Origin of the sequence: Marinimicrobium koreense (assembly GCF_003762925.1) — a bacterium.
GTDB lineage: Bacteria > Pseudomonadota > Gammaproteobacteria > Pseudomonadales > Cellvibrionaceae > Marinimicrobium > Marinimicrobium koreense.
In genome coordinates this window covers 248,187-262,150 of record NZ_RJUK01000002.1, presented here as the reverse complement: position 1 = coordinate 262,150, position 13,964 = coordinate 248,187, and the positions used below count along the sequence as shown (strand labels likewise).

Here is a 13,964-nt window from a genome sequence, read left to right as displayed (position 1 = left end):
CAACGAAGGGCGAACGCCGCATAAAACCCTCTGGCTCGACGCCCAGACGGCGCAGCGAATAGAGCGTAAAGAAAACGGACACTTTCGGGATGATAACGGAATGAACTTACAGCTCAGGATGATCAAAACGCCAGAAGGCGCCTCTCTTCCCCAACAGCAATTTTCATTCGATCAGCACGGCGGAACGATCGGGCGTGGTCCCGATAATCACTGGGTTCTGCCGGATCCCGCCCGGATTCTGTCGGCTCGCCACTGCGAATTTACGGTCGAACAGGGACGCTTTCAGTTGATCGACCACAGCACCAACGGCACTTTTATCAACGGTTCGTCAGAGCCTTTGGGCAAAGGCGTGGTGACGACGATCAATCACGGCGATCAGGTTGAGATAGGCGACTACACGTTCGCGATCGATCTGTTGAATGCCGAGGCCGGCTCGCTCGATGCGTCGCCTTTTGCGACGGAGCCCGCGCCAGAGGAGCATCCCGCCACGCCTTTTTCCGTCGATGATCCCTTTGCCTGTGATCCCTTCGATGCCGGTCCGGTCGCCGACCCGTCCCGAGATTCCCTGGATCCTCTGCAGATGTTGGATGGCGCATCCGGTGCCGAGCGCGAACCCTGGCACAATGAATCCACAGCACTGTATCCCGGCCCTGGCGAAGGGGCCTTCTCCGATTCCGAATCGAAGTGGCAGGACCCGTCCGTCGACGCGATCCACTGGCCAGAGGCCCATCAGGAACAACTGATTCCCACCGACTGGCTGGAGCCTGTGGGGCGCGAGTCCGACTCCGCCTCCCCGCAGATCGACCGCGAGCCCGAGTGGGCAGCCGGCCCCCAGCCAACGGATGCACAACTGTGGGATGAACCCGCTGGGCATGACGGCAACGCGATACAGGAAGTACCAGGGCCTGTCGTCACGCCACAGCCTGGCAAGCGCCCGAGCCCGGATCGCCCGACTCCGGTCAGCCGCGCTGAACCTGTGGAGGTTACGTCCACCCAGTCTTCCGCAGGTCCCATGTCACCTCGGACATCGGAGGCGCTATTTTCCGCCATGGGGGTGGACCTGGACCGACTGAGCCCGGAGGCGCGAGGAGAGCTGGAGCCGCTGATCGGCACCATGATGCGGGAGGTGATTGAAGGGTTGATGCAGGTGTTGCGCTCTCGGGCCAGCATAAAAAACGAGTTTCGGATGAATGTCACCACCATTCAGCCCGTGGAGAACAATCCCCTCAAGTTCTCCGCCGACGTCGATGAAGCGCTAGAGAATATTTTTGTGCGTCGAAGCCAGGCGTACAAGGAGCCTTTGCAGGCCATTCGCGAGGGATTCCAGGAAATTGCGGAACACCAGTTGGCAATGATCTCCGGTATGCGTCGAGCGTTTGAGCATATGCTCAAGGAGTTCGATCCGGATCGTTTCGAGGCCAATGCGAACAGCCAACAAAAACCCAGCGTCATACCGCCCTTACGCAAGGCGCGCTATTGGGACAACTACCGAGCGCACTACCGGGGCCTGAGTGACAACATGGAGCGCTCTTTTCAGCAGATTTTCGGTGACGAGTTTGTACAGGCGTATCAGGATCAGTTGCGTCGCCTGTCTGCCCTGCGTCCCTGAGCGGCGTCGCGATGATCGACCGGTAACGATAGGAGACATGAATTATGGAACGGTTTGATTTACTTCGTAGGCTTTTCCCGGTTCTGCTGGTGTGTTGGTTGACCGCCTGCGCGAATCAGGAAAGTCGCGTCGGGGGCATGCTCAAGTTACAGACCGATGTCAGGCTGTCCATTGACGCGCGCGCGGACATCAATCCCGATCACAGCAACGAGCCCGCGCCGGTGGTGCTGAGGTTTTACGAGCTGACCGCCGAACAGGCGTTTGCTGACGCTGACTTTGTGCGTCTGTATGAACGTGACTCGGCCGTGCTCGGTGATACGTTGGTACGTCGACGCCAGCTACCCGGTGTGGTCCCCGGCGAGATTCGGGACCATGAGCTGGTACTCGATGCGAACACGCGCTATGTCGGCATCATGGCCGAGTTCTATCAGTACCAGCGCGCCGCCTACAAAGTCGTCATTCCCGTTACCGCGCGCAACGTGTTCAGGGATGTCATCAAACTGCAGATCTCGGGTAACCAGTTGTCAGTGCTGAACTGATTGGAACCCACAATGAACCGGCAACAATAGGGAAGATAGACCATGTCGTTGAGCAGCAAAGTCATCTGGTCCGAGGGGATGTTTCTGAACCCTCAGCACTTTCAGCAGTACGACCGCTACGTCGAACGCTACATCGATGCCAAGTGCAGTGCCCTGGGCGCCTATGCCTGGGGATTACAGGCATTGGAGCTGGATCAGGAGTTGCTCAAACTGGGCAAGCTGTCCGTGTCCCGGGGGCGGGGCGTGTTCCCCGATGGTACTCCCTTCAATTTCCCCGAAGTGGATGATGCGCCCGGGGTGCTCGAGGTTCCCGAAGGCGCCCACAATACGCTGGTGTATCTTGCGGTACCGGTTCGTCGGCCGGGCGCGGTGGACGTCTCCCGGGAAGATGATGCACAGGCCCTGGCCCGCTATTACGTGTCGGAAGTCAGTGCGCGGGATGTCACCTCGGATGGCGGAGATACCCGTCCCGTGGATGTGGGTAAGCTCCGGTTACGCCTGACGCTCGAGTCCGAGGATCTCAGCGGGTATGCCTGTATTGGCGTGCTGCGCATTGCGGAGGTGCGCGATGACCACAACGTGCTGCTCGATGAGCAGTACTTGGCCACCTGTCTCGATTGTACGGCCGCCCCCAGACTCGCGGGCTTTCTGCCCGAGTTATCGGGGATGCTGCATCATCGGGGCGAGGCAATTGCGGGCCGTCTGGCGGATGCCCGCCGGGGCGGAACCGCGGAAATCGCCGACTACATGATGCTGCAGATGATCAACCGCTATGAACCCCTGATCGCCCATCTGGCCACGGTGCGCAATCTGCATCCTCTGGCGCTGTTTCAGCAACTGCTGCTGATGGCCGGAGAGTTGTCGACCTTTGTCGCCAGGGAGAAGCGGCCACCGGAGTTTGCGCCGTATCGGCACGATCAATTGCAAGCCACGTTTTTGCCCCTGATGACCACCCTGCGCAGCTACCTGTCGATGGTGTATGAGCAGACCGCCATCGGGCTGCCGCTTGAGGAAAAGAAATACGGTATCCGCGTGGGTACCATTCCCGATCGCTCGCTGCTTTCTTCGGCTACGTTTGTGTTGGCAGTGCGCGCCGATATCGCCGAGGAAACCCTGCGCTCGCGCCTGCCGGCGCAGATCAAAGTGGGCCCGGTGGAGCGTATCCGGCAGTTGGTCAACGCCGCCATGCCGGGTATTGCCATCAAACCTTTGCCCGTGGCGCCGCGGCAGATTCCCTACCGGTCGGGATACGCCTACTTTGAGTTGGATCAGCACAGCGCCTTCTGGCGGGAAATGGCCAGCTCGGGTGGCTTTGCGTTGCACGTGGGCGGAGACTTCCCCGGCCTGGAAATGGAGTTCTGGGCGATTCGCCAATAGCGATCGCCTCTCGATATTGAGGAGCACCCATGGATTCTCCGGACAAAACGGTCTTTCGCCAGCCTCGCCCCGGTGGCGATCGCACCCGAATGAAACCAGACGTGAACACCCCGCGCGCTGCGGCCGGAACACCAGAGCCGCGTGCGCCTTCACCGGTTGATTCACCCGCGCCACCATCAGCGATGGACCTGCCTCCTGAGCCTCTGGTTGCCGGTCGGGGGCTCAATCCTCTGGTCAGCTCCGCCAATACGCTACTGCTGGTATTTGGCAAAGTCCGCCAGTCGGCACGCCACACTGATGTGCGCGGTCTGTACCGTCAATTGACCCAGTCGATCCGGGAGTTCGAAGTGGAGGCCCGGGACCGGGGCTATCCGCCGGAGATTGTGCTGGCGGCCCGTTATGTTCTCTGTTCGGTTCTGGATGAGGCGGTACTCAATACCCCCTGGGGTAGCGACAGTCCCTGGGCGCAGCGGACTCTGCTCAGTGCGTTTCACAATGAAACCTCAGGGGGTGAGAAATTTTTTCAGATCCTGCAGCGCATGAACCAGGCCCCATCCCAGAACCTGGACATGTTGGAGTTGATGTATTTGTGCCTGAGCCTGGGGTTCGAAGGGCGCTACCGTCTGGCAAACCGCGGACGCGATGCCCTCGAGCAGATCAAAGACGAGCTCTACCGGACCATTCGCCGGTATCGCGGCGAGCACGAACGCGCGCTGTCGCCACGTTGGCAGGGACTCGGCCGGACCTCCTCAACCCTGGGGGAATCCATTCCGTTGTGGATCTGGAGCGCTGCCGTGGCGTTGCTCCTGGTGTTGATTTTTTCCGGTTTCCGGTACTGGCTTTACACCAGTTCCAACCCCGTTGTGGAGCAGCTCGATACCGTCAATGAGCAGATTGAAACCTTTTCCAGGGATTCGTTTGAGTAGACCAACAGGGAACCGATGGTAATGATGAAGCGGATTAAAAATACCTTGCTCCACCCGGTCACCTTATCGCTGGTGGGTGTCTTTATTCTGGCGCTGCTGGTCTGGTTTGGCGGACCCCTGATCAAGTTTGGCGATGAAAACGCGGCGCCCCTGGCCAGCAGCATCACCCGACTGTTGGTCATTCTGGTGTTGCTGGTGCTGTGGGGGCTGAATAACCTGCGCCTGCAATGGCGGGATCACCAGCAGAATCGGGCGATGGTGGACGACATTCAGCAGAGCCAGACCAACGCAACGGACTATGTCAGTAGTCAGGCGGCCGAGGATGTCCAGCAGGTTCAGCAGCGCTTTTTCGAAGCGCTGGCCGTGCTTCGGCAGCGTCGTTTTCGGGGCCGTGCCAACAAGAGTCGAGCCCTGTATGAGCTGCCCTGGTACATCATGGTGGGCCCGCCGGGTGCGGGCAAAACCACCGCGCTGGTGAACTCCGGGCTGGAGTTTCCCCTGGCCGAAAAGTTTGGTGCCGGAGCGCTGCAGGGCGTTGGCGGAACCCGACACTGCGATTGGTGGTTCACCAATGATGCCGTGCTGGTGGACACCGCGGGACGTTACACGACCCAGGACAGTCACCGGGTGGTGGACAGTTCGGCCTGGGAGGGGTTTCTGGGGCTTCTGAAAAAGCACCGCCGTCGCCGGCCGATCAACGGCGTGATTGTCTCGATCAGCGTGCAGGATCTGCTCACCCAGACCGAAGAAGAGCGTGCCAGTCATGCTCGCACCATTCGCACCCGCATTGATGATTTGATGAGTAAGCTGGAGGTGCGCTTTCCCGTCTATCTCATGTTCACCAAGTCGGACCTGATCGCGGGCTTCAATGAGTTTTTCGAAGACCTGGGGAAAGACGAGCGTGAGCAGGTGTGGGGCCTCAGCCTGCCCCGCGCCGGTTCGGTGGAGTCGGCCCCGGACTTTGAGTTTATTGACGCCGAGCTTCGTCAACTCGAAGCCCGACTGTACGAACGTCTGATCTGGCGACTTCATCAGGAACGCGATCCCCAGCGTCGGGCCGCCATCGAGCATTTTCCGACCCAGTTTGAACAACTCAACCGCCTGGTCAAGGGGTTTGTCGAGCAGACCTTTGCCCCGAATCGCTATCGTTACCAGCCGTTGTTGCGCGGCGTCTATTACTCGAGCGGCACCCAGGATGGCACGCCGATTGATCGCCTGGTCAGTACCGTGTCGGCACAGTTCGGGTTTGGGCGCGAACCGGCCGCACCGGGGGTGAATCGGGGTAAAGGCTTTTTCCTGGGACGGCTCTTTCAGGATGTGATTTTTCCGGAGTCTGAGCTGGTGGGCACCAATCCACGCTATGAACGCTGGCGGCAGTGGGGGCGGCGCTCGGCTTACGCGGCTTTGGCGGCCAGTGTCGTGGGTCTGGTGATGGTGTGGACAGGCAGTGTCAGTCGCCACGCCTCTGATATGGAAGATGTCCGCTCGCACCTGTCCCGCTTCGAGCAGCGACAAGGGGATGGTTACGGTCCGGCAGCCCCCCGAGCGCACCTGCCAGCGCTGACCGCCCTGGCTCAGGCCAGTTCTGTATACGACCGGGACGCACACCCGGTATTGACCGGCGTCGGCCTCTACGACGGACGCATCGATGAACGCGCCGATCAGGCGTATCAGCGTTATCTGCGCGGCCCGTTCACTCAGGCATTGTTGCGGGAGCTGGAGCAGGCGCTGCTGGATACCGAAGATGATCTGCAGTTGTACAACCAGTTCCGGGTGTACCAGATGTTCGGGGATACTTCGCGCATGGAAGCCCCGCAGGTGGTCGAGTGGTTTACCCGTCGGTGGGCCGCTACGGTGGAGCGCGAGACTCAGACCTCGTTGCGGCACCACCTGGAGGGGTTGCTGGCCCTGGAGTTGACGGATCAGGCGCTTAACCAGCCTCTGGCCCGAACGGTGGCCCAACGCCTACTGCAGGTTCCGGTCGCTCAGCGAGTCTATAACCGGATTCAGAGCGAGCCGGAATTTCAACGTCCGGTTGATCTGCGGGCTCAATACGGCAATCAGTTGACCGCGGTATTTGAATTGCCGGCGAACGCCCGGGATGCGATTCAGGTGCCCTGGATGTTCACCCGCGAAGGCTACAAGTCCATCGACCTCTCACCACGATCGCCGGTACTGCGTGAGCTGGTCAATGACCGCTGGATATTTGAGAGCCTGGAGCAGAGTGCCCAGACCATGACTGAGGACGACCTCGGGGAGCTGAGCGAGCGGGTGACCGAACTGTATCTGCGCGACTACATTCGCACCTGGGTGGGAGTACAGCAGGCACTTTCCATTGGTTCTTTCGCCAGCCTCAATCAGGGCAGCGAGCGGTTGGCGCGTGCGGCGGACCCACTGTACTCGCCCCTCTTGCGGGTACTGGAGGTCAGCGCCGCGCAGACGCAGTTGACCAACCCCGAGCTCAAGGAAAAGGTGGCCGGAGCGGGTCGTAGTCAACGAACCAGTATTGCGGCCGGTTTGATTGCCTCGCAAATGGACTCCACCGAAGTGGATCGCCATTTCAGTGAGCTGCATCGGTTGATGGCGGGGGATGCCGGGCAGGCACCCATTCACGCGGTGCTTGGGGAGGTGCGCAAGCTGAGTGATTTCGTGCAGGACATCAGGATGTCGCCGGACCCCCAGCGACGGGCGTTCGAAATCGCCCGCGCGCGCTTTGCCGATGGCGAGGGTAATCCGGCCAGTCAATTGCGAAGCTATGCGCGCAACCTGCCCCAGCCCCTGGAGCAGTGGCTCAACGGCCTGTCACGGGAAACCTGGCGGAGTATTCTGATTGAAGCTCGAGGGCATGTCGTCAACGAGTGGCAGGCCCAGGTGTATCAGCCGTATCAGCGCATGGCGGCGGGCCGTTACCCACTGGTGGGCGGTGTGGATGCGGAAATGTCACTGTACGACTTCAGTGAATTCTTCAAGCCGGGCGGGCTGCACGAGCGTTTTGTACAGCAGTATATCGAGCCGTTTGTTCAGACCCGGGGGCGGTGGCACAACCGGCAGGTGGATGGTTACGGCCTGGGGCTTTCGGCCAGTGCCTTGGCTCAGATCCGCCACGGGCAGGCGATCACCGAACTGATGTTCCGCTCGGGGGAGTCCTCCCCGCGACTGAGTCTGGAGTTCAAACCGCAAGACCTGGCCAAAGACAATGCCCGCTTTATTCTTGATATGGGCGACCAGACCCTGTCGTACAGTCACGGGCCCAAGTTCTGGCGTCGGGTTGACTGGTCGGGTGATCAGGCGGAACGCCGGCTGCGTCTGGTGTTCGAGAAGGTCAACGGGGGCGCCAGTGATCGGGTGTACCAGGGGCCCTGGGCCTGGTTCCGAGCGCTGGATGATGCTCAGGTGCAGAAAACGTCTCGCTCGGACGTCTTCCACCTGACGTTCTCCAGCGCCGCCGCGGATACCCGTGCGGATCGGAACACGATGGTGTATGAAGTGCGCACCCAAAGCGTCGACAATCTGTTGACCAATAATCCCCTGCGCCGATATCAGTGTCCGGAGGTGCTGTGATGAGTGCCAATGGCGTCGTTGGTTTTTTCGGTAAGCTGCCCGCCCACGGTGATTTCATTCACCGGGGGCTACCATCGCAGTGCGTGAATATCTGGGATGACTGGTTACAGTCTGTAATCGCTGCGACTCAGGAGCAGTTGGGCGAGCACTGGCTGGATGTGTATCTCACCAGTCCCATCTGGCGATTTGCGCTCTCTCCAGGCGTGATAGACGGCCAGCTTTGGGCCGGAATTTCTCTGCCCAGCGTGGACCGGGTCGGTCGTTATTTTCCGTTCACCATCCTGGGCTCGGCGCCGGCCAATACCCCGGCCACGGTGGCGTTGACCGCCGCCGATGTCTGGTACGAATCGCTGGAGTCTGCTGCCCTGGCTGCGCTCGACGGCCAGATTCAGATCGATTCACTGGCGGCCCGTATTCAGTCCAGTCCCCTGCGGGTCAATGCAGAGTACACCCGACTAGCGTCCGGCTCGGGCGGTGATCGTATCGTCACACTTCATGAAGAGCAGGCCCGGCCCGAGCAGGTCTATCCCTACCTGTTGGATGCGGCCCTGTCGGCGACCATGCCGAGCTACAGCATCTGGTCCACCGCGGGATCTGATCGGGTCGAACCCTGTGTCGTTACGGCGCGGGGTTTGCCGGCGGTTGCAGGGGTGGCCGCCATGTATACGGGGCAGTGGCGGGACTGGCAGTGGGAGCAGCCGTTCGCACCGTGCCCCAGGGAGCTCAGGGATGCTTGATACCCAGACCCGGCCGCAACCGGTTGATACCACGTATCGGCGCCCCATTCACTGGCGCTGCCAGCATGCGACCCATGCCGGCGCGGTGCGCAAGTTGAATGAAGACGCGGTGTTTGCGTGCGCTGATCAAAACCACTGGGCCGTGGCCGACGGCATGGGCGGTCACGAGGTGGGCGACCTGGCCAGTCGGGAAATCGTTCAGGGGCTCGCCCAATTGCACTTGCCCGAGGCGTTGGCTGAGTCGGTGGAACGGGTCGAAGACTGTCTGCAGGGGGTGAATCAGGGGTTGCAGAACTATGCCCGAATGGAGCTCGACGGCGCCACGATCGGGAGCACGCTGGTGCACCTGATGATCCGCGGTCGTATCGGGGTGGTGCTCTGGGCGGGGGACTCCCGGTTGTACCGTTTTCGCAACGGAGCCCTCACGCAGTTGAGCCGGGATCATAGCCAGGTAGAAGACATGGTGGCCATGGGCCTGATCAATCGCGAGCAGGCCCGAGTGCATCAGTGTAGCAACGTGATTACGCGTGCGGTCGGAGTGGAAGAGCACCTGCAACTGGATATGCGCCTGTTTGATGTGCGGCTCGGTGACCTGTTTCTGCTGTGCAGCGATGGACTCCATGGCGTGATTGAAACCGAGACCATCGCCCGAATCATGGCCGACCGGGATCCTGACCTCTGTGCTCAGGCACTGATTGATGTCGCCTTGCGCGCAGGGGCACCGGATAACGTCTCGGTGGTGGTGATCAAAGGCGAGCCCGGCAGAGTAGACAGTTCCAATGGACGGCAATGCGCTCAATGGGAACGTTGAGTCAGGAAGATGAAGGGATATGACTGAAACCAGGGACACTAAAACGCGGATCGCGCCGCGCGCAAACACCCCAACCGATGCCACCGTGTATACCCCGCGGAGCCGATCGGAGGAAGGGCCTGCGGAGAGTGACAGAACCCGCTATCAGGCGCCGCCGCGTCGTCGTGGATCGGATGCCACGCTGGTGGATCCGAATCCGCCCACCGTCGTCGCCAGACCGACCAAAACCAAAGCGGCCGCTTCCCCGAAGCGCCCTGCGGGCCATCATGGTTTACTGAAGCGCCGGTTTTTGCTGGAGGACATTCTGGGCGCCGGTGGCATGGGGGTGGTCTACAAAGCCAAGGACCGGCTGAAAATTGAGGCCCAGGATCGTGACCCCTATGTCGCGATCAAGGTGTTGAGCGATGAGTTCAAGGCCCACCCTGAAGCGTTCATCGCCTTGCAGAGAGAGTCGCGCAAAACCCAACGTATCGCGCACCCGAATATCGTTAACGTGCACGATTTCGACCGGGATGGCGACACGGTTTTCATGACCATGGAGTTTCTTGATGGCAAGCCGCTGGACAAGTTGTTATCCCAGTATCGTTCCACCGGATTGCCTCACGAAGATTGTCTGAAGATTATTGAAGGCGTGTGTTCGGCATTGATCTATGCCCATGCGGAAAACATCATTCACTCGGATCTGAAGCCGGGCAACATCTTTGTCACCCACCGAGGCATTCCCAAGGTGTTTGACTTTGGTATTGCCCGCGCGGTGGCCAAGGCCGAGCGGTCCGACGACTCGGAAGACGATAAAACGGTTTTTGATGCGGGAAACCTCGGCGCTCTGACGCCCGCTTACGCGAGCCTGGAGATGCTTGAGGGCGCTCCGCCCGATGCGCGTGATGACCTCTACGCGCTCGGATGCATTGCCTATGAGCTCTTTGCCGGCGAGCACCCGTTCAACCGGGTGCATGCCGACGAGGCGGCCCGTCAGAAGCTCAAACCGAAACGCCTGGTGGGTATTCCCAAAAGCCAGTGGCGAGCCATTGAACATTGTCTGGCGTTCCGTCGCGAGGATCGGGTGGCGTCGGTTCAGGCGTTCTGGAATGCCTTCGTGCATCGGAAAGTGGCGATTGCCAAATACGCGATCGGCGCGCTGATTGTGGTGACGTCAATGGCGACCGCCGCCTATCAGTATCGGGATCAGTGGATTCCACAGTTTTCCGAGCAGGATGTGCGGATGGAGATCGAGCAGCGACTCAGGCTGGAAATGAAGCAGAACGAGCTGACCGAACTGTTGACCACACTGACATTTTCTTCCCAATGGGAGCGTCAGCTCTGGCAGAGCTATACCGACTTGCGGGATCTTTTGGGGGAGAGTGATCAGTGGCTGGAGGGTCAGCGTGCGTCCATTTACAAGGCGTATCTGGAAAAAATTGATGAGGAAATTGAAGCAGGCGCTCTGGAGCAGGCCCGTGCCCGGCTGACCAATGCCCGGCGCTACAGCGATGACGAAGCCGCGCTCGACCGGCTGTCCGAACAGATAGACAGCGCACTCGAGCGGGCCAGGCTCGAAGCGGAACAGCAGGCCGAGGCGCGCCGAGCGGCGCAGGCTCTGGCGCAGGAACAGGCACGCAAGCAGGCGGTTCAGGAAAAAGTCAATCGCGAGTTCGATAACGCACTGGCCAACGTTGATCGACAGCTTGCCTGCCGACAACAGCTGAATATGGATGACCTGGCCATTGCCGTCAACAAGTTGCAGGAGTTGGACCCGGGTCGATATCAGCGCGAGCAAAGCCGGATGATCGGCGCGCTGGCATCCTGCATCGAAACCATTGGCGCTCGCTTTCCCGACCGGGCCCAGACATTCAAGCAGCACGCCATGCAGATTTTTCCGCGCAGTGCCGCCATTGCCGGCATCGCCATAGAACCCAAAGACCCCTGTGACGCCTCTCTGGCCGGAATGGGAGGCCGAGGCCCGCGCGTGGGGTGTCGGGATACCTTGCCGGGCGCGGGGCTCGGTCCGGACATGGTGGTGGTCCCCGGGATTGCGGGCCGGCCTGCTTACGCCATTGGTCGTGAGGAGGTGACCGTTGGGGACTTCAATCGCTTCTGTCGCGCATCAACGTGTGAGGTACAGCAAGAGCAATCCCGGGACAGACCCGTCACTGACATCAGTATTGAGCAGGCGAAGGCCTACGCCCGCTGGCTCAGTGAACAGACCGGTTACCGTTATCGGCTGCCAACCTACGAGGAGTGGCGCCATGCTGCCCGAGCGGACGGCGCAGAGCCGGACCCGAACCGCAACTGTCTGTTCTCCTCCCGGGGTATTCAACGTGGCGGCTCCATGGTCAAAGCCAGCGTGGGTGGGCAGAACCGCTGGGGCCTGGTGAATCATCTGGGCAACGCTCAGGAATGGGTGCTCAGCGGGGGAGCGTTATCGGTTGCCGGGGGGCACTACGATACGTCGATGGATGAATGCCAGGTGAGCTGGCAGAAATCACACGATGGCCACCCGGACACCTATACCGGTCTGCGCTTGGTCAGACAGCTTAAAAACCGCTAAGAGACTCGAGCGATATGACCGTGGATGTAACGACTCTGATACAGCAGCTGCACCAGTTGGTAGACGACTACAACCAGCGATCGGTGTCGTTGGCGGAGTATCGGCTGAAGCGCCGCCACCTCTTGCTGGCCATCGATTCAAATGTCAACGGTCGGACTTCACCAGAAAGCGCGACCAACGATCTTGTAACTCAACGGAAACATCATTAACCACAGAGGCTTGTTATGGAATTTGTCCGTTTTTTCCAAGTGGGTGGCCCGTTCATGTGGGCGATCCTGTTCATCATGGCGGCGGGGCTGGCGATTACCCTGGATCGCTTCTTTTACCTGTCGAAAACCCAGAAGTCGGTCAACCGGGTCTGGCTCAAGTTGGCGCCGATGCTCAAGGCCCAGGATTACGAGCGGGCCTCACAGTCTCTGACTGACCTGAAAGACCCGCTGGGACGGATTCTGAGTTACGGCTTTTCCCGTTTCAAAGGGAACCCCAGGCGTGAGACGGTCGAATCCGCGATGGAAGAAGGCGTAATGGAAGTGCTGCCGGAGGTTGAACAGCGCACCCATTACCTGGCAACGCTGGCCAATGTGGCCACGCTGCTTGGGCTGCTGGGCACCATCATCGGCCTGATTCAGGCATTTACCGCCGTCGCCGAGGCCAATCCGGCGGACAAGGCGGAGATGCTGTCGGCCAGTATTTCGGTGGCGATGAATACCACGGCCTTTGGGCTCTGCGCCGCCATTCCGCTGTTGCTGTTGCATTCCTACCTTTCCACCAAAGCGGCGCGAGTGGTCGACAGTATTGAAACCGCGGCCGTCAAATGTCTGAACTTGATGATCAGGGAGTAAAGGCATGCGCTTTCGTCGCAAGCGTCAGGTTCAGGAGGCCGCTGAGCTGAACATCACAGCGTTCATGAATCTGATGGTCATACTGGTCCCGTTCTTGTTGATTACGGCGGTTTTCTCCCGGATGACCGTTCTGGAGTTGAATCTTCCGGGGCCGCAGACGGAGCAGGAATCCTCGGAACAGCCGCTGGATCTTCAGCTCCAGTTGGTGGTGTCGGACGATGACCTGGTATTGAGGGATGCCAACATCGGCGTGATTACGCGTCTGGAACGAACGGATGATGAGGTTCAGTGGCGCCAGCTTCGGGAAGCGCTGATTGAAATCAAGCAACGTTTCCCCGATGAAACCGGGATTGCCTTGCGGCTCGCGCCGGGCGTTTCCTACAACACTCTGATACAGGTGATGGATCGGGTCGGGAGCACGCAGCAGGTACAGCTTGGTACGCTCGAGCGGGTCGAGCTGTTTCCGGACATATCGCTGGGTGATGCGCCGACAGACAGGGAGGGTTCGGCATGAAATCTCTGAGTCGACGGGCCCGCCGTATTCAGCGCAACCAGAGGTTGCGCAAGTCGCCGGGGCTGAATCTCGTGTCACTGATGGATATCTTTACCATTCTGGTGTTCTTCCTGCTGGTCAATGCATCCAGTGACAGTGAGTTGCCGAGCCAGAAAGTGATGAAACTGCCGGACTCCACCGCCGAGCAACCGCCCGAGGAAACCTTGAGGGTATTGATCTCACGGGAAGCCATACTGGTGCATGGCCAGTCGGTGGCGAAACTTGAGGAGGTGACCAACGAGGGCGGCGGTGTCATTGAGCCTCTGCGAGAAGAGCTGGCCTACAGACTGTCCCTGTCTGCCGGTGGTGAAAACGACACCCTGACGGTATTGGCCGATCAGTCTGTCCCCTACGAAATCATCAGGCGGGTTGTGGAAACCAGTCGGGTTCTGGAGTTTCGTCAGGTCGCCTTCGCCGCCAGTCAGATCTCTGACCCAGCGGAGGAGGCGAGTCAGTTGTGA

Annotated in this window: 11 protein-coding genes; all 11 read left to right on the top strand. The window is 60.1% G+C overall.

The window, feature by feature from the left end; all coding sequences use genetic code 11:
- Positions 1-100: 100 nt before the first annotated feature.
- The 11 genes from tagH (at position 101) to EDC38_RS13630 (ending at position 13,964) form a co-directional block, all read left to right on the top strand.
- Positions 101-1,609 (top strand): type VI secretion system-associated FHA domain protein TagH, encoded by a 1,509-nt coding sequence (gene tagH / locus EDC38_RS13680; RefSeq protein ID WP_170162936.1) that lies wholly within the window; start codon positions 101-103, stop codon positions 1,607-1,609.
- Positions 1,610-1,653: 44 nt separating this feature from the next.
- Entirely contained in the window at positions 1,654-2,148 is a 495-nt protein-coding gene (gene tssJ, locus EDC38_RS13675) for a type VI secretion system lipoprotein TssJ (protein WP_123639126.1), read from the top strand.
- Between the two features lie 42 nt (positions 2,149-2,190).
- Positions 2,191-3,525, top strand: a complete 1,335-nt coding sequence (gene tssK, locus EDC38_RS13670; protein WP_123639125.1) for a type VI secretion system baseplate subunit TssK — start codon at positions 2,191-2,193, stop codon at positions 3,523-3,525.
- A gap of 29 nt (positions 3,526-3,554) precedes the next feature.
- On the top strand, positions 3,555-4,451 hold the full coding sequence (gene icmH, locus EDC38_RS13665; protein WP_123639124.1) for a type IVB secretion system protein IcmH/DotU: 897 nt from the start codon (positions 3,555-3,557) through the stop codon (positions 4,449-4,451).
- Between the two features lie 21 nt (positions 4,452-4,472).
- The gene (tssM, locus tag EDC38_RS13660) at positions 4,473-8,012 is read left to right on the top strand and encodes a type VI secretion system membrane subunit TssM (RefSeq protein ID WP_170162935.1); all 3,540 of its coding nucleotides are present in this window, start codon (positions 4,473-4,475) and stop codon (positions 8,010-8,012) included.
- Entirely contained in the window at positions 8,012-8,749 is a 738-nt protein-coding gene (gene tagF, locus EDC38_RS13655; RefSeq protein WP_123639122.1) for a type VI secretion system-associated protein TagF, read from the top strand. The genes tssM and tagF overlap by 1 nt, the downstream gene beginning before the upstream one ends.
- Positions 8,742-9,560 carry a PP2C family protein-serine/threonine phosphatase gene (locus EDC38_RS13650; protein ID WP_123639121.1) on the top strand — a complete coding sequence of 273 codons (819 nt, stop codon included), beginning with the start codon at positions 8,742-8,744 and terminating at the stop codon, positions 9,558-9,560. Before tagF ends, EDC38_RS13650 begins: the two co-directional genes overlap by 8 nt.
- A 19-nt stretch (positions 9,561-9,579) precedes the next feature.
- Entirely contained in the window at positions 9,580-12,108 is a 2,529-nt protein-coding gene (locus EDC38_RS13645) for a bifunctional serine/threonine-protein kinase/formylglycine-generating enzyme family protein (protein WP_123639120.1), read from the top strand.
- A gap of 224 nt (positions 12,109-12,332) precedes the next feature.
- Positions 12,333-12,950 carry a MotA/TolQ/ExbB proton channel family protein gene (locus tag EDC38_RS13640; protein ID WP_024462231.1) on the top strand — a complete coding sequence of 206 codons (618 nt, stop codon included), beginning with the start codon at positions 12,333-12,335 and terminating at the stop codon, positions 12,948-12,950.
- 4 nt (positions 12,951-12,954) lie between these two features.
- The gene (locus EDC38_RS13635) at positions 12,955-13,464 is read left to right on the top strand and encodes an ExbD/TolR family protein (protein WP_123639119.1); all 510 of its coding nucleotides are present in this window, start codon (positions 12,955-12,957) and stop codon (positions 13,462-13,464) included.
- A complete protein-coding gene (locus tag EDC38_RS13630; protein ID WP_123639118.1) occupies positions 13,461-13,964 on the top strand; it encodes an ExbD/TolR family protein in 504 nt (167 codons plus the stop codon). Before EDC38_RS13635 ends, EDC38_RS13630 begins: the two co-directional genes overlap by 4 nt.